The sequence below is a fragment of the Yersinia intermedia genome (assembly GCF_900635455.1).
Taxonomy (GTDB): domain Bacteria; phylum Pseudomonadota; class Gammaproteobacteria; order Enterobacterales; family Enterobacteriaceae; genus Yersinia; species Yersinia intermedia.
The window spans coordinates 526,394-544,450 of the sequence record NZ_LR134116.1; the positions used below are offsets into that span (position 1 = coordinate 526,394).

Genomic DNA, 18,057 nt, shown 5'->3' on the forward strand with positions numbered 1-18,057 from the left:
GTAAGCGCTCTTGTTACAAGATTCATTAAAATTTGTGATAGAGATTCGTCTTTGTCACTAGAACGGGTTAAGCGATTGACAGAGTAAGAAAAGGAGAGGTGTGATGAAAACGGTCGGTGTAGTGCTTAGTGGATGTGGGGTGTTTGACGGTGCTGAGATACATGAGTCTGTCTTAACAATACTGGCATTGGATCGTGCGGGCGCAAGTGTTGTCTTCTTCGCGCCCGATAAACCACAACTGCATGTTATTAATCATGTTACCGGCGAAGAAATGGCCGAGAAACGAAATGTGTTAGTGGAGTCGGCGCGTATTGCTCGCGGCCAGATCAAGCCTCTTTCTTTAGCTAATTCAGAGCAATTAGATGCCCTGATTGTTCCCGGTGGTTTTGGTGCCGCGAAGAACCTCTGCGATTTTGCAACGCAAGGCTCTGAATGTGTTATTGACCCGGATTTATATAAACTTATTCAATCAATGCATAAGTCAGGTAAACCAATCGGTTTTATGTGTATTGCGCCAGTGATGCTGCCAAAACTGTTGGGTAAACCGATACGTCTGACAATTGGTAACGATCCCGATACTATTGATGCAATTGAAGTTATGGGTGGAGAGCATGTTATTTGCCCTACCGATGACGTGGTGGTCGATGCCGAGAATAAAGTGGTCACCACACCAGCCTATATGTTGGCAGCATCAATTTCTGAGGCGGCCAAAGGAATTGATAAGTTGGTAGCCAAGGTGCTGGATTTAACCGAATGACGCTAGTTAGGCACGGATTAAACCAGCTATGGTATTGGGGAAAACGGGGCGTCATTGGTATCGTCGCGCTATGGTTGGCGGGCATTTTGATTTTTGCTTTTTTGCCAGTCCCTTTTTCTATGGTGATGATCGAAAGGCAACTGGGCGCCTGGTTGACCGGTGATTTTTCCTATGTAGCGCACTCTGACTGGGTGCCGATGGATGAGATCTCGCCTTACATGGCGCTGGCAGTGATGGCGGCTGAGGATCAAAAGTTCCCCGAACATTGGGGATTTGATGTGGGTGCTATCGAATCGGCACTTTCTCATAATCAGCGCAATCAAAATCGTATCCGAGGTGCGTCGACTTTGTCACAGCAGACAGCGAAAAATCTGTTTCTTTGGGACGGGCGTAGCTGGGTGCGAAAAGGGTTGGAAGTGGGGTTGACCGCCGGTATCGAACTGATATGGACCAAGCGCCGTATTCTGACGGTTTATCTCAATATTGCCGAATTTGGTGAGGGTATTTTTGGTGTGGAAGCGGCTGCACGCCATTTCTTCAATAAACCCGCCAGTAAATTGAGTGCCTCAGAAGCGGCTCTACTGGCAGCGGTATTGCCAAATCCGCTACGTTTCAAGGTGAATGCGCCATCAGGTTATGTTATTTCCCGCCAGCAGTGGATTTTGCGCCAGATGCGGCAATTGGGTGGGAAAGACTTCATACAGGCGAATGATTTAGATTAATGGCTTGATGTTTTTGATAGCTAAAAATGGGCCTGGATTTCTCCCGGCCCATAATAGGATTGCTCTTTCTAACTAATTGATTATTTTACAATAGTAAACGCAGTGGTCACATGCTTAACGCCACTAACCTGGCTGGCAATCTGTGCTGCTGATTGCCCTTCCTGCTGAGTCACCAGACCCAAGAGGAACACTTCGCCATTCTCAGTGGTAACTTTCACATTCGATGATTTAACCGAGTCTGCGGTCAGTAACTGTGAGCGGACTTTAGTGGTGATCCAGGTATCCATTGAGGCGGTAGTCAGATCAACTGGCTTGCCTATGCGCATCTCGTTATACACTTCCGTTGCGCCATCGACACCTGCGGCAATTTGTTTGGCGCGGTTAGACAGCTCTGCGGTTGGCGACTGCCCGGTCAGCAAAACTTTCCCTTGATAAGCGGTCACCACAAAGCGTGTCTGGCTTTTTATCTGCTGATCTTTGCTCAGCGCATTGACGACTCTGGCCTCAAGAGTGCCATCGTCTACCTGAGTGCCAACAGAGCGTGGGTCTGTGGCAGATTTAGTTGCAACGGCTGCGCTGCCTACAACTACGGCACCTACACAGCCTTGCAATAGCAGGGCGCTGAGTAGCATGGCAAAAATATAACCAACCTTCATTCGTGCTCCTTTAATCGTCCTGATGAGGAAATAGAGTGTTATCAATTAAGTCACACAAGCAATTCACTGTGAGCATGTGTAATTCTTGAACGCGTGCACTGCGGTGCGAAGGTATACGGATTTCAACATCCTGCTGACCCAACAGGCCAGCCAGCTCACCGCCATCGTAACCGGTAAGGGCAACGATGGTCATATCACGGGTTACCGCTGCTTCGACCGCTTTCACAATATCACGGCTATTGCCACGAGTGGAAATCGCGAGCAAAACATCACCAGCATGACCGAGTGCCCGCACCTGTTTGGCATAGACTTCATCATGTAAACGGTCGTTGGCAATAGCGGTCAGAACAACATTATCAGCATTTAACGCAATTGCAGGCAGACTTGGTCGTTCTGTTTCAAAACGGTTTATCATGCTGGCGGCAAAGTGCTGCGCGTTAGCCGCAGAAGTCCCATTACCGCAGCAGAGAATTTTATTGCCGTTGAGCAGTGACTGAACCAACGTCATTGCTGCACGGGATATGGCATCAGGCAAAGCCTCTGCCGCGGCAATCTGGGTTTGAATACTTTCTGTAAAGCAGCCTTTGATTCTATCCAGCACGTTGATTTAATCCACTCAGTAAAATTAATATGCCCTTGGTACTTGAGGCCGCAGGGGGTGGCTATGTTTGTTACTCGGCTCAGCCAGTGGGCCAGTGCGAGCGCCGTTCAAAATGGTTTACAACCAATTTGTCGTTCTCTTACCGCCTACCTGCAACTCCAACGTCTTAGGTCATAGCCCGGTAGTAAACCGGAGAAATTGTTAATCCGCATTGAAAGCGTTAGGCAGCCACTCTATCTGGCTACCCGTGATGGCAAAAACATCAAAACGGCACGATGTTGTGGCAAAGCTGCCGCCTCGCTGTGCCAGCCAAATGGCGGCCGCCCGGAGTAACCGTTGTTGCTTGCTGTAAGTGATACTGGCGGTGGCTCCGCCGAATAGGGCATTACGCCTAAAGCGCACCTCAACAAACACCCAGGTTTCCCCATCGCGCATGATAAGGTCAATCTCACCACTTTGATAGGTGACATTGGCCGCCTGAAAAATTAAACCAACCCGCTCCAGATAGCAGCGGGCTTGATTTTCGTAATGTGTGCCAGTATCCCGTTGGCTCATATTCCCTTCGTCCTTGAAGTTGCAGGGGTGTTAGCTACATTCGTTACTCAGCCCGTCCATGGGCCTCGCCTCTGCGAGGCCGCTGCAAGCAGCGTTCAAATCTGTTCCAGACAGATTTGTCACCCGAATCACGTTACGCCGCCGGTACTACCATGCCTTGACGGTATTGCAGCCAAGGCAGCTTACGAGTGATAACACAATCGGCTGATGCCGTTAAATCACCGGTTGTACCGCTGACCTGGAAACCAGGGATTTGGCGCATTTGTGCAAAATGATTCGATAATGTCCACGCATCGATCCCCATGGCGTACAGGCGCACCAGCGAATAGTCGTTGGCATATTTAGCCGACGCCTGTTGCATCAGTGCCGGATTAGCACCGGCCATCAATGGAATATCACTAAACTGAATGCCTTCCATCTCCAAACGGTAATCCGGGCCAGCACCGGCTTGATAGCTACGCGAACTGGCAAACAGTGCCGGTTTGCTACGCGAGCTGGTGGCCATATCAATCATCGGTTTAATCAGTGTCAGTTCAGCCGGAGTTGCAATGATATAAACTGCATCAATGTTACCACCAGCGGAAGTGGAAACGACGGGCGCATCTACTGGTGGTGCCGGGATTGTCAGACCTGCAATGGTGACAGATGCCGGTGCCGCAGCAGGCGTGCCTGAAACGGCCACTGGCTGGCCAGTTAGCCGGATACCCGCACCACTGTTGATAGCTTGTTTCAGCTCAGCCGTTGAACCGAAGTTTTGCTGCAATACTGTTTGCCCACCCTGTTTCTGCCACTCTTCAGCGAAGGCTTTGGCGATACGATCGCCAAAGGTACCGCGCGGGGTCAGCAACAATGGCATTCTTTTTTCCTGATTCCACAAATGATGCGCCGCATCGCGGGCTTCATCTTCTGGCGATAAGGCAAAGTAACAGATGTTGGGACTGTTAGTGCTGGCCTCCGGCTGATTTAACGCCAAGATATTTAAGGTGCTTGTTGTGGCTTTCAGTTGTTCAACTTCAGGTTTAAGCAGTGGGCCGACAACCAAAGTCGCGCCATCCTGCTGTGCCTGTGCCAGTAATGCCGCGATAGGCTGCGTTGTTGTGTCGTAGACCTTCACCTGTGCATTGTTGGCAGCGACAGGGGCCACCGGTGCTACCTCAGCAGGCGTTGCGGCGGTATCGGTTGGCGTGGTTGCTGCTGTATCGGGTGTTGCAGCCGCAGGCGCTGCTACCGGTAACCCATTCTGAGCGGCAGTGAAACCTTGCTGGATAGCATCGGCAAATACCTGTGCCGAGCCACTAAGTGGCAGCAAAAGTGCAATTTTCGCCGTGGATGCCTGGCTGAAGTTACTGATCTGCGTTAATGCCGTTGGCAGAGTTTTCGCTGCCGGGTTTTGAGGATAACGGTTCTGCCAGTCTTTAATACCGGCTTTCAGTAGCTCGGGATCTTGCTTGTTATCCTGATACACACGCAGTAAATCCAGCCAACCTTGCAGCACGTTTTCATCTGCATTAATCACAATATTGTTCAATTCTTGTGGTGTCAGTTGTGCCAGTGATTGCCAGGTGCCATCGATATTATCTTGATGGGCTTTATCTTTCAGTAACGGTTCCTGAGCGATAAACGCACGAATCAGTGGCAGGGTGGCTTTGCCTTGATTGGCTGCAATTTGCGCCTGATAGAAACGAACTTGTTGGTTAGCTGAGAGCTGGGTTGCATCCAACTTGCCAAGAATATCAGCCGCCGCAGGGTTATTTTTCTGTGCGATCAGCAGTTCTGCGCTCAGTAATTGTTGTTCCTGACGTTGCGCATCGCTCAGATTAGCCGGTAGTGTACCGAGCTGTTCTGCCGCCTGAGGCGTTTTCCCTTCACGTAACAGGGCACGAATGGCGAGTAATTGCCAGTCAGCCTTGTTATCATCACCACTCTGTTGCAACTGTTGCAGATAATAATCAGAGTTCGCGCTTGCTTCGTCCTGTATATTTGCGGGTGGCGGCGTCTGTGGCGCTCTGCCTGAACAGGCTGCCAGAATCAGTGCGGCCAGAACTACAGGGACAAGCCCTGCTTTGGAACGAACGAATGTTGAGGAAAGCATACTGTATCCAGTGATGTTTTTTTCAAGATGCTCAATATTAAATCGGTAATTCGGATGAAACAATGAATCAACACGATCGAGCAGTGATTTCTGCATCTACGCTTTATGTGGTACCCACCCCAATCGGTAATTTAGGGGATATTACCCACCGGGCGTTAGAGGTACTGAAAGGCGTTGATTTGATTGCGGCAGAAGATACACGCCATACAGGGTTGTTATTACAGCATTTTGCGATCAACGCCCGCCTGTTTGCACTTCATGACCATAACGAACAACAAAAAGCCGATCATTTGCTGGCGAAACTGCAAGCAGGCCAGAGTATTGCCCTGGTTTCAGATGCAGGTACGCCACTTATCAACGATCCGGGCTACCACTTAGTACGCCGTTGCCGTGAAGCGGGCATCAGAGTGGTGCCACTCCCAGGCGCTTGTGCGGCGATTACTGCACTTTCTGCCGCCGGTATTGCCTCGGATCGTTTTTGCTACGAAGGCTTCCTGCCTGCGAAAACCAAAGGACGTAAGGATACTCTGCAAGCGCTGATTGAGGAACCTCGAACACTGATCTTCTACGAATCAACGCATCGCTTGTTGGAAAGTTTACAGGACATGGTAACCGTACTTGGCCCACAACGCTATGTGGTACTCGCCAGAGAATTAACCAAAACTTGGGAGTCTATCCACGGTGCACCGGTTGGCGAGTTGTTGACTTGGGTTCAGGAAGAAGAAACCCGCCGCAGAGGTGAAATGGTCTTGATTGTCGAAGGACATAAAGTACAAGCCGATGATGCTTTACCGGCCGTAGCATTACGCACTCTGGCATTATTGCAAAAAGAGTTACCGCTGAAAAAAGCCGCAGCGTTAGCGGCAGAGATCCACGGCGTGAAAAAGAATGCGCTCTATAAGTACGCACTTGAGCTGCAAGATGGCGCTCAAGTGCAAGCGGAAGATGACATTCACCCGTAATGTGATTATAATCCGCCGCGGAGTTGACCAGACAGTCGCCGCTTCGCTGCCGTCCCTTTCGGGGGAGACAGGTGAAGGGGAGGAAAGTCCGGGCTCCATAGGGCAGGGTGCCAGGTAACGCCTGGGAGGCGCAAGCCTACGACAAGTGCAACAGAGAGCAAACCGCCGATGGCCCACGTAAGTGGGATCAGGTAAGGGTGAAAGGGTGCGGTAAGAGCGCACCGCGCGGCTGGCAACAGTTCGTGGCAAGGTAAACTCCACCCGGAGCAAGGCCAAATAGGGGTTCACATGGTACGGCCCGTACTGAACCCGGGTAGGCTGCTTGAGCCAGTGAGCGATTGCTGGCCTAGAGGAATGACTGTCCACGACAGAACCCGGCTTACCGGTCAACTCCACTCATTCCACAAAATCCCGCTTCGGCGGGTTTTTTGTTTTGTGCGATATGGTTTGCGAGGAATGACTGTCCACGACGCTTTTCATAAAAGAAAGCGGCTTACCGGTCAACTCCACTCATTCCACAAAATCCCGCTTCGGCGGGGTTTTTGTTTTGTGCGATATGGTTTGCGAGGAATGACTGTCCACGACGCTTTTCATAAAAGAAAGCGGCTTACCAGTCAATTCAACTCATTCCACAAAACCCCGCTTCGGCGGGGTTTTTGTTTTGTGTGATATGGTTTGCGGGATGTCTGTTTTATCTTAACGCTGATAGCGTAAGGCATCCACGAACAACGAAAATGCGGTGGTATGTTGCCGGCGGCTCGGGTAGTAAAGGTAATAACCGGGAAAAGGCTCGCACCACTCTTTCAGTACCCTGACTAAGCTGCCACTGGCAATCTCAGCTTTTACCGCATCCTCTGGTACGAATGCCAGGCCAAAACCCATGATGGCGGCATCAATGCGTTGCCGCAAACTGTTAAAGGTCAGTTGCCCATCAACGCGAACTCTTAACTCATACCCCTCTTTTTCAAATTCCCATGCATAAAGACCCCCCATTGTCGGCAGGCGCATATTGATGCAACGATGATTTTGCAGATCTGCCGGAGTGACGGGTATGCCATATTTAGCTAAATATGAAGGCGAGCCAACGACAGCCATACTCATGTCCTGCCCAATGCGCACCGCAATCATATCTTTTGCTACCTGCTCTCCAAGGCGGATGCCAGCATCAAAACGCCCGCTAACAATGTCGGTTAAGGTGTTATCGACCGTAATTTCCACATTGATGTCAGGGTAATCGGCGAGAAATGATTTCAGTACCGGCAAGAGGGTCGAGTCCACGGCATGTTCGCCTGCAGTAATGCGAATATTCCCCGCAGGCCGCTCGCGCATTTCGCTTAAGGCATCCAGCTCACTCTCAATTTCTGCAAAACGTGGCCCCAGACTATTTGCCAGTCTTTCGCCCGCTGCTGTCGGGGCAACGCTGCGAGTCGTGCGGGTCAATAAGCGAAGCTCAAGTCGTTCTTCCAACCCACGAATGGAATGACTTAAGGCCGATTGTGAAACCCCCAGTTTTGCCGCCGCTTTGGTGAAACTTCGTTCTCTGGCAACCATAAGAAATGAAATTAAATCGTTAAAATTCTCTTTTAACATCAATCTTACTTACCTGTTCAGCGGTCTGTGCGTTCCAGTATAGTTAAATTTATGAGTTAGATTCATATAGCCATGCGCATTTATCCATCTAATCCTCTGCTCGGACATTTGCTACTTTTGTGCAATCACCTTGATTCAGCAGGCCGCTCACCAAAAGGGTCGTTCGCCCGCGCAAATCGCTCTTGCCTGGTTGCTGGTGCAGAAGCCTTGGAGAAGCTCACTGGATTGTAATTCTCTCGCTAAATATCAGCGCAAAAATAGAGGCAGGATTGCTACTTTACAGGCCTATACTCTCTAGGTAGCAATTTCCTTGAAACCAACTTTCCCTATACTCAAACTGTCTACTCTCGACGTTCTTTACGGTTTATCGAGCTTCACATCACAGTGTTTATGATACCGGAGATACATCATGACGATAAAAGTTCTCGGTTATGCAGCCAAATCCGCACAAGTTCCCCTCGCCCCACTTGAGTTTACCCGTCGCGATCCGCGTCCTGATGATGTGGTGATGGATGTGCTCTATTGCGGTGTTTGTCACTCAGATCTGCATCAGGCGCGTAACGACTGGGGGTTCAGCAGTTATCCGCTGGTACCTGGGCATGAAGTGGTTGGGCGTGTCACGGCTGTGGGGAAAAGTGTCACGAAATTCAAGGTGGGTGATTTTGCCGGAATTGGCTGCATGGTGGACTCCTGCCGAGTGTGCCAACCCTGTCAACAGGGTCTGGAGCAGTATTGTGCAGAGGGCAATGTGCAAACTTACAATGGTGTTGATCGCCACGACCATACACCAACCTACGGTGGCTACTCACAATCCATTGTAGCTTCTGAAGATTTTGTGCTGAAAATGCCTGCTGGTCTGGATTTGCAGGCTGCCGCGCCACTACTGTGCGCCGGTATTACTACCTGGTCGCCGCTGCGCCATTGGAAAGTGGGCAAAGGCAGCAAAGTCGCAGTCGTTGGCCTGGGTGGTTTGGGTCATATGGCATTAAAGCTGGCGAATGCATTAGGGGCTGAAGTGACGCTCTTTACCCGTTCACCGAGTAAAGAAGCCGATGCCCGCCGTTTAGGCGCACACCATATTGTGTTATCCACCGATAATGCACAAATGGACGCGACCAAAGGGCAATTCGATCTGATTATCGATACCGTGCCTTATGTCCATGATATCAACCCCTACATGCCGACACTGAATGTGGATGGCACACTGGTATTTGTTGGTTTCCTTGGTGATCTTAGCCCGATGTTAAACACCATGCCATTGATTCTGGCACGGCGTTCGGTGGCGGGTTCATGTATTGGCGGCATTGCTGAAACGCAGGAAATGCTCGATTTCTGTGCTGAACACGGCATTGCATCAGATATAGAGATGATCAATATTCAGGATATCAACGATGCCTATGAGCGGATGCTGAAAAGCGATGTGAAATACCGCTTCGTGATCGATATGGCGTCGTTAAAACCGTAATTATGCTGGCGCAACGTGGGGGAGCTGCCCGTTCTATCCATTAAATGTTGACTGGCATGCTCGCCCTTATTCACACAGGCAAATCAATGAGCAGCGCACGCAGCGGTGTTTCGGCTTTAATCACCAGGTGCTGTTCTTCTTGTACAAAAGCACCATCACCGCAGGTCAGGCGCTGAGTTTCACTGGCCTGCGGCCCAACCACAGCCACCGTTCCGTGAATGGATTGCAGATAAGCCCTCGGGCCGTGTAGGTCAATGGTGTACTGTTCACCTGCGGCTAGATCCAGATGATGAATCCATACTTGCTGACGCAGTTTCAGGCTGCCCTGCTCACCGTCAGGGGATGCCAGTAGCCGTAATGGTTGCGTGCATAATGATAACTGCTGGGCGGGATTACTTTCCTGTTCAGGGCAGGCGTTGAGCCATAACTGAATGCGCGTTAATGGCTTATCTGCACTTAGATTATGCTCGCTATAGCTGACACCCGATTGAGCAGAAAAGAGCAACACATCACCAGTTTTACCGCGCACATAGTTACCCAGACTATTTCGATACTCAGCCTCACCTTGTAAAATCAGGTTTAAAATATCAACCTGAGGATAAGTTCGTGGTTGGAATGAGGCTCCCGGTGCCAGCACCTCTTGATTCAAGACGCGCAGCGAGGCATAACCCAATAGTTTCGGATCAAAATAGTGGCCGAATGAGAAAGTATAACGGGCTTGGAGCCAACCATAGTCAGCTTGCCCGCACTGTTTTGCTGTTCTGCATGTGATCATGACAATGATTGCCCTATCCTGATATTAATTGATAAAGAGATGGTAAGCGTCTGGACGACGGATTGTTAGCCAGTTAATCTGGTCGCTATATTCAAATTTCCTGATTGAGAAAATGATGGCCAAAGATCGGGCGCTAACGTTAGAAGCATTGAGAGTAATGGATGCTATTGACCGCCGTGGTAGTTTTGCCGCGGCGGCTGATGAATTGGGGCGGGTACCTTCTGCACTGAGCTATACCATGCAGAAACTTGAGGAAGAGCTTGATGTGGTGTTGTTCGACCGCTCCGGGCATCGCACCAAATTTACCAATGTTGGGCGGATGCTACTGGATCGCGGGCGGGTGCTACTAGAAGCCGCAGACAAACTGACTACTGATGCTGAAGCATTGGCGCGCGGCTGGGAAACACATATCACGATTGTCAGCGAGGCATTGTCTCCGGCATGGAAACTGTTCCCGTTGATCGACAAACTGGCGCTTAAAGCCAACACTCAAGTCTCTATTTTTACCGAAGTATTGGCCGGAGCATGGGAACGGTTGGAGCAGGGGCGGGCTGATATCGTCATTGCGCCCGATATGCATTTCCGTGCATCTTCAGAGATTAACAGCCGTAAACTGTACAAAGTGACCAGTGTCTATGTTGCCAGTCCAGACCACCCCATTCATTTGGAACCAGAGCCTTTGTCAGAACTGACGCGAGTGAAATATCGTGGTGTCGCCGTCGCGGATACCGCTCGTGAGCGGCCAGTTATTACGGTTCAGTTGCTGGATAAACAGCAACGTTTGACTGTTAGCACTATCGAAGATAAGCGGCGGGCATTATTAGCCGGTTTAGGTGTGGCGACCATGCCTTATGAAATGGTAGAAAAAGACATTGAAGCGGGCCGTTTACGGGTCGTCGGGCCAGAGTTCAGCCGTGAGGCCGATATTATTATGGCATGGCGGCGCGACAGTATGGGGGAGGCTAAGTCGTGGTGTCTGCGAGAGATTCCTAAATTGTTCGCTAATAAGTAAACGGCTACTGCGCGTCGTCATACTGAGATTGTGCAGTGTTCACAATCCTCACGTACTACGTGTACGCTCCGGTTTTTCCGCGCTGTACGCACTCAGTCTGACTTAGCTCACTACGCCTTAAGCTGTTATGGCTACTGCGCGTTAATCTGTTAATAAAGTGAAACGTGTATCTCGCCCATGTGGCTCCAGCAGGTCTTGCTGTGGGCCGATGGAGATAATCCCGTAAGGGTTTATGGTGCCGTGGCTGCGATAGTAGTGATTGCGGATATGGGCAAAATCGACTGTTTCAGCGACACCTTGAATTTGATAAATATCGCGTAAAAAGCCATATAAGTTGAGATAATCGCTGATACGGCGCTTATCACACTTGAAATGAGTGACATAGACTGGGTCAAACCGCACCAATGTGGTCCATAAACGTAAATCTGCTTCCGTCAGTTGGCCACCAGTCAGGTATCGTTGTTTCGCCAGAATCTGTTCCAGCTTGGTCAATGCGTCAAATAAGGTATTAACTGCCTCGTCATAGGCTTCCTGTGTAGTGGCAAATCCCGCCTTATACACCCCATTATTGACCTGATCGTAAACCCACCCGTTGATATCATCAATATTACTGCGTAACGCTGTAGGGTAATAATCCCCCGTTTTAGCCCCGACGCCATCAAACGCAGTATTGAACATACGAATGATATCGGCAGATTCATTGCTAACGACAGTCTGTTGCTGCTTATCCCATAACACCGGAACGGTCACCCGCCCGCTATAATTTGCATCGGCGCGCAGATAAAGCTGATAGAGATAGTCAAGATGATAGAGTTCGTCGCCGGTGGCGGCAGGGAAATCATTAGCGAAGGTCCAGCCATTCTCCAGCATCAATGGATGTACCACAGAAACTGAAATCAGTGACTCTAAGCCTTTCAATGTGCGCATGAGTAAAGTGCGGTGTGCCCATGGGCAGGCAAGAGAAACATACAGATGGTAACGGTGTGCTTCGGCTTTAAAGCCGGCTTTACCTTGTGGGCCAGCCTGCCCGTCAGCAGTCACCCAATTGCGGAACTGTGAGGTACTACGCTTGAAATGACCACCGGTAGATTTTGTGTCATACCAGATGTCTTTCCACATGCCGTCTACGAGCTGCCCCATCCAATCCCCCGTGTTCTTGAAATTGCAGCGTTGTTAGCTGCTCTTATTCACCCGAATCACTTACCTGAGTAAGTTAATCGGGATTAATGAGCCTCATCCTTGAGGCTCACCCTACGGGCTAGCATAAATGCTGTTCAAATTAGTTCCCGACCCATTTGTCATTCGCTTGCTGCCTGGCTGCAACTCCAATTACTTTTGGGATTGCATTTTATAGTATAGCCTTACCACTTCTTACCCAGCAGACGGTCAATACTGAAACCACCAGGGCCGGCAACCGCCAACACGATGAAACCACCAGCGATGGTTAGGTTTTTCATGAACATCAACTGGTTAACGCCTTCCGCAAAGTTAGTGTGGAAGATAAGTGCCGTCAGAATAGTGAAACCCGCAGTGAACAGTGCAGTGGTACGGGTCAGGAAACCAAACAGAATTGCCAAACCGCCGCCAAATTCCAGCAAAATAGTCAATGGCAGGAAGAAGCCAGGGACACCCATTGCTTGCATATACTGTTGCGTGCCAGCATAGGCATCACCCATTTTGCCGTAACCGGCCACAATAAACAGAATCGGCATCAGAATGCGTGCTACCAACAGGCCAGTATCTTGTAATTTGTTCATCGACGACTTCTCCAAAAAGTTGTTCTATTAATGCCTGGCATCTGCGGGCGTTAATGGTTAATTAAAGGTGCTTGTATGTGGTTGCTTGTCGGTGTTATCCCACAAGCTCCCTGAGTTGATGAGAGAATGTTAGTGGAGAAGTTGAGAAGTTGTTAGCAAGTAAAACTGTCTATTTTTATCAAAAAAACTGAAGTGGTAGCAGATTAATGCCGAAAAACAGTCTGTTTAGGCAACAGAAGGGGGGAGGGCAGCCAGTAACTCACTAGAGGATACCGAGGTGCCACAAAGGGAGCTAACGGCAGGTTAACGTAAGAAAAAAGTGCTACGAAACAATCGGATGGTTCCCCATATGCTGACCGCCCGGCGCGACCAACGGATTAATTTACTGGGGTGGCGAATACCGTATAGTGCGACCAGACTGGAGCCAACCATCAAATATTTTCGCATACCGACGATTTGTGCCCAACCCCGATCATAAGGTGCAGTGACTTCAATCCAGTGTGCAGCGCTGTGGGCGAGATCCAGACGTTGTTGCTGGATCTCGCGTAACAATGCGGCTTTTTCTTGTGCTAATTTACGGCGGCTCAACGCTCTTTCTCCAATAACTCGCGATCCGTTTCCAATTGCTTACGGGTAGAACCCAGCAGTGTGGAGCTGCGTGCCTTGGTGATAGTCCAGATAACACCGATTATCGCCAGTGCCAATAGCACCGCAGTGGTAGTACCCAGCGCCATTAAACGATAGGCAGGATCAATAGCCCATATGACTAAGACCAGCAGACTCATCAACCCGAAAGCGGTAAGTAACAAGGTAATCCCTGCCATCATCAGCAACTGAACCAGTGTTGCTTTTTCCTCTTCCAGCTCAATGGCGGCCAGACGTACACGGGTTTCAACCATGCCCACCACAATAGTGGCGATGCGGTGAACAGTATCAAGGACCCCTTTACCGGGGCCCTGTGTGTGAGGAAGCTCAGCCATAATTAGCGGCGAGACAACAGAACGCCTAACACCACGCCAACAGCGGCACCGATGCCTACACCAGTCCAAGGATTGTCGTGAACGTAGGTATCTGCTTTGTCAGCAATTTCTTTAGTTTGCGCTGCGATTTTATCGCCGGTTTCGCTCAAACGCTCGCGAGTATCTTTCAACGCGCTTTCCGCTTTGGCTCGCAGCTTATCTAACTCAGCTTTCGGCTTATCGGTCGAAGTTTGCAGCACTTCTTCCAAAGTATCTGCCAGTGACTTAAGTTCAGCGCGTAAATGTTCAGAGGTTTTATCTTGTGGCATGTAATAGCTCCTTAACATAACTGAGGTGGATACCTAACGTAGCGAATATTTAACAAAGTTAAAAGGTGAATAAATCTTAAATAACTCTGATGATTCGCCGTTATTGTATTTAAAACCGGAGTTGCTACTTCTGCGCCTTAGCTTGTTTTAACTCGGCTTGCGCTTCCACTAACTTCTTCTGTTGCTTGGTAATTTTACTCGCATCACCTTTCTGCTGAGCCTCTTTTAACTCTTGCTGGCGCTCAGTGACCTTGTGTTGCTTTTGTCTGATTTTTTTCTGTTGTTCGGCCTTCAGGTTTTCCGCCGTGCAGTTGCTTTTTACTTCTTTTAAGGCTGTTGCCAGACCGGCCGCGCGGCGGGTATTGCCATGTTGTTTGGCATAATCTATCTGTTGTTGGATTTCTTTAGCTTTTATGTCGCATTCATTGTCTAACGCTGCTTGAGCAACATTACAAAATACGACAATAGGTAAAACCAACAGGAGAGAGCGACGTAACAACATAGTATTACTTCCTTTTACAGCAAGAGTCAGGGACGAAAACAGGTTGCCGTGAATGTCTAAGCATAGCGCTGAATGATGTGATACCCAAGTTTACCACAGGAATTTTTATAGATTAATCAGATATCAGCGGAATAAATAGGCAAAAAATAGCAGATGACTACGGGGAGATAGCCCCCGTAGCGAAAATTAGCCTACATTTTGTAGGGTATTTCTGAATGCGGGTAACAGACGCTGACGTTTCTTAGACTCGCTTAAGACAATGACATAACCGCTCGGCAAGATATCCTGCAACACTTCAATGGCTTCTTCCTGCTGTTCAGGGGATTCCAGGCTTACCACCAAGCTATCATTCTCTGGAGTAATGCTTTTTATCCGAATCCCACGTTGATCAAGATGTTGGTACAGATAAAACCCATCAGGCAATGACAGCCCCTGTTGGTTAGGCCGAATTTTCAACGCACTTTCTGTGCGCAAAATAATAGGCGTAAACAACAAGGCCGCCAGCAACAGCGCCATGACTGGCAAAATAAGATAGTGCCAAACCGGGCGACTAAAACGGCCCTTGAGGTTGATCACTCTGGCTTACCTTTATTTTTGTCATTGCTATCCGCAACCTGTGGGGTGCTTTTTTTGCGCCAAAGCACATATAAAGAACCAAACAAGCCAATCACCAACAGTGCCAGCGGCAATAACATCAGGAAGAACATCACTTCGTCTTCATATTTTAGGAATACCGGTGTTTTACCAAAGGCAAAGCCCATCGTTGTCAGGATCAATACCCACAGGAAGCCACTCATCCAGTTGAAGAACTGAAAACGGGTGTTGTCCAGGCCTGAAAGCCCGGCAATTGTTGGCAACAAGGTACGCACGAATGCCAGAAAACGGCCCACCAGCAGGGCAGATAACCCATGGCGATGGAACAAATTATGGGCACGCTGGTGGTAATGAGCAGGGAGATGAGACAGCCAGCCTTGTACCACTTTGGTATTCCCCAGCCATCGCCCCTGAATATAACTGACCCAGCACCCAAGACTAGCGGCAGTGGTCAATACCACGAGGGTCACAGGGAAGCTCATCGCACCTTTTGCAATCAGTACACCAACCAGAATCAGCAGACTATCACCCGGTAAGAAGGCCGCTGGCAGCAAACCATTTTCCAGGAAAAGTATTACAAATAGCAGGATATAAATGGCCCATACCAGAGACGGGTTCGCCAGTGTCTCATAGTCCTGTGCCCATAGAGCATGTAAGAGTTCTTTAATGATATCCATCTGGTATTCCTAAAACGTCATTGTTGTATACCCTTACTTACCTGACGTTGCAGTAGCGCTTTCTTACCCGAATCACTGAGATGTTCATCAATGGGCCAGGATTCGCTTGTTTTGCCTTACTGCAATACCAATTACTTTGGGTATGTTCGTTAGTTTATAAACACGACTCGCAAAAATAGCTGATGGCTTTTCGTGTTTAAGCGATGGTTTTGATAAATGTGTTCAAACAAACCAATTCGCTGATATCAATAGGTAAATATACTTCGCGCTGTAACTGTCAGGGAAGCTACGACGACTGAGAATCATGGTGGTAGGTAAGCATCCCGCTATATTGAATATTACTCTCTTTCCAGCCACCCACACGATTTTGCTGTGCCGATGTATGGAACATCCAGTTGGAGTAGTTAAGCAGTGGCAGTGATTGCCTCGGCTGTTTGTAGATTTCATCTGCCCGACTGCTGCGAGATATTGCCAGATATGCCCCAGACCAGGTGTTATTAACCAATGACGGGTTGGCTGAGCCGGTAAACTTGCTGGCCCCCAGCCGATTCTTTATGGCGGTTTTTTTGACCGGCAAACCCATCAGACGCAATTGGGTGGGGATGACTTTATTTTGCAGGTGCGGGTAAGGTGATAATGCCCTTACGGATGACGACATGTCGCGGATATAGGGGCTGCTATGATAGACAGCACTTAGCGTTGATAACGCCATGCCTGATGGAGCAGAATATGTGGGCGATAGCAGGTTGCCGGAGACCGAACCGGCCCAGCCAGACACTGCAATAAATAGAGCAAACAACCAGCGCATGTATTTGCGTTTCGCTCCCAAAGCACCCAAGTAAAAAAGTGCTGACACTTTAGCAAAATAGCGGGATATGAAACAGGGAAATATAAATGCCTATTGAGTATTTATTAAGCAATGGTTTAAAAACAGGCTTGATACTGACATTTGCTGACAGAAGTCGACATTTACTGACCTTAAATCGCCATGATCAGACCGGGAAGAGAAAGAATAGAATCAGTTTCTCTTCCCGTTGCCTGCCACTACCTGAGCAAGGTTCAGCCTTTGCTGTTCGCGACCATATTGTTATTCATCATGAGATTATCGAGATGAACAACGGGGTTTTCTGTGAATAAATAGCGATCCACATTAAATTCAAAATCATCGGTAGTGGCACGGAACAGCATCTGCTTGGTATTTTCCAGATGTTGCCACATAGCAAGTTTACTGGCGTAAGGATCTTTACGCATCAGAGCTTCAAGGATCCTGTCGTGATCTTCGCACCAGCTCTCGATCGATTTATCATCGATATGCTCATGCAGTTTTATCCAGTAAGGGTTATGTACCCGTTGGCTCCACATTTTTTCGACAATCGTTGCCATGGCGGTATTTTGGGTGGCCAGAGCAACCTGTACGTGGAATTTCAGATCCCATTGTGAATCACGGAAGCGATCTTCCTGACGCGCATGTTTTTGGATCTCAATTAATTGCACGATATCTTGCGGCGTAACCTGAGTGGCGGCAAATTCAGCAATATTACTTTCGATTAACTGGCGTGCCTGTAGCAACTCAAAGGGACCTGCTGTGGCGAATTCAATGCTGTGGTTGGGCATGACGAGGTGCTTTTGCTGATTCGACATCACGTGGATGCCGGAGCCTTTACGCACTTCAACGTAACCCTCTACTTCCAGCATGATGATCGCTTCACGGACCACGGTTCGGCTGACATTCATCTCTTCTGAAATGCAGCGTTCCGCCGGCAATTTATCCCCTACAGGATAAACACCCGCTTCGATGCGCTGCTTTAACTCTGCGGCTAACTGCTGGTACAACCGTCTGGTTTCTGTTAATTCCATGATTAAGGCTCTTGGGAGCAATTGAGGCTGCAGATTCTGCGGCTCATATTGTCTGGAAGGCATGATATCCCGAAGGAGATATAATTGGATTTGTTATACCACTTATCCCTATTCGGTTCTAGTCATTGCTATCACAGTTGTGATGGAAAATACGCACTAAACCAGGGGGCTGGCAAGAAGTAAAAAGCCCGGTAA

General features: G+C 49.0%; 21 protein-coding genes and 1 other RNA gene. 6 read left to right on the forward strand and 16 right to left on the reverse strand.

Annotated features, from left to right (window positions below; all coding sequences use genetic code 11):
* Nucleotides 1-103 precede the first annotated feature (103 nt).
* A complete protein-coding gene (gene elbB, locus EL015_RS02405) occupies nucleotides 104-757 on the forward strand; it encodes an isoprenoid biosynthesis glyoxalase ElbB (RefSeq protein WP_005188393.1) in 654 nt (217 codons plus the stop codon).
* Nucleotides 754-1,479, forward strand: a complete 726-nt coding sequence (gene mtgA, locus EL015_RS02410; RefSeq protein WP_032906959.1) for a monofunctional biosynthetic peptidoglycan transglycosylase — start codon at nucleotides 754-756, stop codon at nucleotides 1,477-1,479. The genes elbB and mtgA overlap by 4 nt, the downstream gene beginning before the upstream one ends.
* Nucleotides 1,480-1,559: 80 nt before the next feature.
* Here the strand turns inward: mtgA and dolP are convergent, their stop codons facing one another.
* The 4 genes from dolP to EL015_RS02430 all read right to left on the reverse strand — a co-directional run bounded on the left by dolP (nucleotide 1,560) and on the right by EL015_RS02430 (nucleotide 5,383).
* On the reverse strand, nucleotides 1,560-2,135 hold the full coding sequence (gene dolP, locus EL015_RS02415; protein WP_005188390.1) for a division/outer membrane stress-associated lipid-binding lipoprotein: 576 nt from the start codon (nucleotides 2,133-2,135) through the stop codon (nucleotides 1,560-1,562).
* A 10-nt stretch (nucleotides 2,136-2,145) separates the two neighbouring features.
* The gene (gene diaA / locus EL015_RS02420; RefSeq protein ID WP_004710884.1) at nucleotides 2,146-2,736 is read right to left on the reverse strand and encodes a DnaA initiator-associating protein DiaA; all 591 of its coding nucleotides are present in this window, start codon (nucleotides 2,734-2,736) and stop codon (nucleotides 2,146-2,148) included.
* Between the two features lie 201 nt (nucleotides 2,737-2,937).
* Nucleotides 2,938-3,291, reverse strand: coding sequence for a YraN family protein (locus tag EL015_RS02425; protein WP_005188387.1), 354 nt, complete (start codon nucleotides 3,289-3,291; stop codon nucleotides 2,938-2,940).
* Between the two features lie 133 nt (nucleotides 3,292-3,424).
* Nucleotides 3,425-5,383 (reverse strand): penicillin-binding protein activator, encoded by a 1,959-nt coding sequence (locus EL015_RS02430; protein ID WP_032906983.1) that lies wholly within the window; start codon nucleotides 5,381-5,383, stop codon nucleotides 3,425-3,427.
* A 62-nt stretch (nucleotides 5,384-5,445) separates the two neighbouring features.
* On the opposite strand from EL015_RS02430, the gene rsmI reads away from it, so the two are divergent.
* Both rsmI and rnpB read left to right on the forward strand, forming a co-directional pair.
* Entirely contained in the window at nucleotides 5,446-6,345 is a 900-nt protein-coding gene (gene rsmI / locus EL015_RS02435; RefSeq protein ID WP_032906958.1) for a 16S rRNA (cytidine(1402)-2'-O)-methyltransferase, read from the forward strand.
* A gap of 19 nt (nucleotides 6,346-6,364) precedes the next feature.
* Nucleotides 6,365-6,743: RNase P RNA component class A (rnpB, locus tag EL015_RS02440), an RNA gene on the forward strand.
* Nucleotides 6,744-7,041: 298 nt separating this feature from the next.
* Here rnpB and EL015_RS02445 read toward each other — a convergent pair.
* Entirely contained in the window at nucleotides 7,042-7,935 is an 894-nt protein-coding gene (locus EL015_RS02445) for a LysR family transcriptional regulator (RefSeq protein ID WP_005188377.1), read from the reverse strand.
* Nucleotides 7,936-8,344: 409 nt separating this feature from the next.
* Here EL015_RS02445 and EL015_RS02450 point away from each other — a divergent pair, with 409 nt between their 5' ends.
* Nucleotides 8,345-9,400: an NAD(P)-dependent alcohol dehydrogenase gene (locus EL015_RS02450; RefSeq protein ID WP_005188374.1), complete on the forward strand. Its 1,056-nt coding sequence runs from the start codon at nucleotides 8,345-8,347 to the stop codon at nucleotides 9,398-9,400.
* Between the two features lie 70 nt (nucleotides 9,401-9,470).
* Here EL015_RS02450 and EL015_RS02455 read toward each other — a convergent pair whose 3' ends face one another.
* Complete coding sequence (locus tag EL015_RS02455) at nucleotides 9,471-10,175, reverse strand: pirin family protein (RefSeq protein WP_005188370.1); 705 nt, start codon at nucleotides 10,173-10,175, stop codon at nucleotides 9,471-9,473.
* A 115-nt stretch (nucleotides 10,176-10,290) separates the two neighbouring features.
* Between EL015_RS02455 and EL015_RS02460 the strand changes: the two genes are divergently transcribed.
* Nucleotides 10,291-11,187 carry a LysR family transcriptional regulator gene (locus EL015_RS02460; protein ID WP_005188368.1) on the forward strand — a complete coding sequence of 299 codons (897 nt, stop codon included), beginning with the start codon at nucleotides 10,291-10,293 and terminating at the stop codon, nucleotides 11,185-11,187.
* Between the two features lie 141 nt (nucleotides 11,188-11,328).
* Here EL015_RS02460 and EL015_RS02465 read toward each other — a convergent pair whose 3' ends face one another.
* From EL015_RS02465 to exuR, 10 genes are all read right to left on the reverse strand, one after another.
* Nucleotides 11,329-12,327: a glutathione S-transferase family protein gene (locus EL015_RS02465; RefSeq protein ID WP_032906957.1), complete on the reverse strand. Its 999-nt coding sequence runs from the start codon at nucleotides 12,325-12,327 to the stop codon at nucleotides 11,329-11,331.
* A gap of 221 nt (nucleotides 12,328-12,548) precedes the next feature.
* Nucleotides 12,549-12,944 (reverse strand): DoxX family protein, encoded by a 396-nt coding sequence (locus EL015_RS02470; protein WP_004714887.1) that lies wholly within the window; start codon nucleotides 12,942-12,944, stop codon nucleotides 12,549-12,551.
* Nucleotides 12,945-13,247: 303 nt separating this feature from the next.
* Nucleotides 13,248-13,532 carry a YqjK-like family protein gene (locus EL015_RS02475; protein WP_032907985.1) on the reverse strand — a complete coding sequence of 95 codons (285 nt, stop codon included), beginning with the start codon at nucleotides 13,530-13,532 and terminating at the stop codon, nucleotides 13,248-13,250.
* Complete coding sequence (locus EL015_RS02480) at nucleotides 13,529-13,924, reverse strand: phage holin family protein (protein WP_005192942.1); 396 nt, start codon at nucleotides 13,922-13,924, stop codon at nucleotides 13,529-13,531. The genes EL015_RS02475 and EL015_RS02480 overlap by 4 nt, the downstream gene beginning before the upstream one ends.
* Before the next feature lie 2 nt (nucleotides 13,925-13,926).
* On the reverse strand, nucleotides 13,927-14,232 hold the full coding sequence (locus tag EL015_RS02485) for an ElaB/YgaM/YqjD family protein (RefSeq protein ID WP_005192939.1): 306 nt from the start codon (nucleotides 14,230-14,232) through the stop codon (nucleotides 13,927-13,929).
* Nucleotides 14,233-14,356: 124 nt separating this feature from the next.
* Nucleotides 14,357-14,734, reverse strand: coding sequence for a DUF1090 domain-containing protein (locus tag EL015_RS02490; protein WP_005192936.1), 378 nt, complete (start codon nucleotides 14,732-14,734; stop codon nucleotides 14,357-14,359).
* Nucleotides 14,735-14,920: 186 nt separating this feature from the next.
* Entirely contained in the window at nucleotides 14,921-15,310 is a 390-nt protein-coding gene (mzrA, locus tag EL015_RS02495) for an EnvZ/OmpR regulon moderator MzrA (RefSeq protein ID WP_032907983.1), read from the reverse strand.
* Nucleotides 15,307-16,005 carry a DedA family protein gene (locus EL015_RS02500; protein ID WP_005192932.1) on the reverse strand — a complete coding sequence of 233 codons (699 nt, stop codon included), beginning with the start codon at nucleotides 16,003-16,005 and terminating at the stop codon, nucleotides 15,307-15,309. Before EL015_RS02500 ends, mzrA begins: the two co-directional genes overlap by 4 nt.
* 286 nt (nucleotides 16,006-16,291) lie before the next feature.
* The gene (locus tag EL015_RS02505; RefSeq protein ID WP_005192927.1) at nucleotides 16,292-16,813 is read right to left on the reverse strand and encodes a hypothetical protein; all 522 of its coding nucleotides are present in this window, start codon (nucleotides 16,811-16,813) and stop codon (nucleotides 16,292-16,294) included.
* A 251-nt stretch (nucleotides 16,814-17,064) separates the two neighbouring features.
* Nucleotides 17,065-17,862: a transcriptional regulator ExuR gene (gene exuR, locus EL015_RS02510; protein WP_005192922.1), complete on the reverse strand. Its 798-nt coding sequence runs from the start codon at nucleotides 17,860-17,862 to the stop codon at nucleotides 17,065-17,067.
* Nucleotides 17,863-18,057 lie beyond the last annotated feature (195 nt).

Bases quoted from the DNA above. Each gene is read 5' to 3' on its own strand.
- elbB (WP_005188393.1), top strand. From the start codon at position 104: ATGAAAACGGTCGGTGTAGTGCTTAGTGGATGTGGGGTGTTTGACGGT.
- mtgA (WP_032906959.1), top strand. From the start codon at position 754: ATGACGCTAGTTAGGCACGGATTAAACCAGCTATGGTATTGGGGAAAA.
- dolP (WP_005188390.1), bottom strand. From the start codon at position 2,135: ATGAAGGTTGGTTATATTTTTGCCATGCTACTCAGCGCCCTGCTATTG.
- EL015_RS02425 (WP_005188387.1), bottom strand. From the start codon at position 3,291: ATGAGCCAACGGGATACTGGCACACATTACGAAAATCAAGCCCGCTGC.
- EL015_RS02430 (WP_032906983.1), bottom strand. From the start codon at position 5,383: ATGCTTTCCTCAACATTCGTTCGTTCCAAAGCAGGGCTTGTCCCTGTA.
- rsmI (WP_032906958.1), top strand. From the start codon at position 5,446: ATGAATCAACACGATCGAGCAGTGATTTCTGCATCTACGCTTTATGTG.
- EL015_RS02445 (WP_005188377.1), bottom strand. From the start codon at position 7,935: ATGTTAAAAGAGAATTTTAACGATTTAATTTCATTTCTTATGGTTGCC.
- EL015_RS02450 (WP_005188374.1), top strand. From the start codon at position 8,345: ATGACGATAAAAGTTCTCGGTTATGCAGCCAAATCCGCACAAGTTCCC.
- EL015_RS02455 (WP_005188370.1), bottom strand. From the start codon at position 10,175: ATGATCACATGCAGAACAGCAAAACAGTGCGGGCAAGCTGACTATGGT.
- EL015_RS02460 (WP_005188368.1), top strand. From the start codon at position 10,291: ATGGCCAAAGATCGGGCGCTAACGTTAGAAGCATTGAGAGTAATGGAT.
- EL015_RS02465 (WP_032906957.1), bottom strand. From the start codon at position 12,327: ATGGGGCAGCTCGTAGACGGCATGTGGAAAGACATCTGGTATGACACA.
- EL015_RS02470 (WP_004714887.1), bottom strand. From the start codon at position 12,944: ATGAACAAATTACAAGATACTGGCCTGTTGGTAGCACGCATTCTGATG.
- EL015_RS02480 (WP_005192942.1), bottom strand. From the start codon at position 13,924: ATGGCTGAGCTTCCTCACACACAGGGCCCCGGTAAAGGGGTCCTTGAT.
- EL015_RS02485 (WP_005192939.1), bottom strand. From the start codon at position 14,232: ATGCCACAAGATAAAACCTCTGAACATTTACGCGCTGAACTTAAGTCA.
- EL015_RS02490 (WP_005192936.1), bottom strand. From the start codon at position 14,734: ATGTTGTTACGTCGCTCTCTCCTGTTGGTTTTACCTATTGTCGTATTT.
- EL015_RS02500 (WP_005192932.1), bottom strand. From the start codon at position 16,005: ATGGATATCATTAAAGAACTCTTACATGCTCTATGGGCACAGGACTAT.
- EL015_RS02505 (WP_005192927.1), bottom strand. From the start codon at position 16,813: ATGCGCTGGTTGTTTGCTCTATTTATTGCAGTGTCTGGCTGGGCCGGT.
- exuR (WP_005192922.1), bottom strand. From the start codon at position 17,862: ATGGAATTAACAGAAACCAGACGGTTGTACCAGCAGTTAGCCGCAGAG.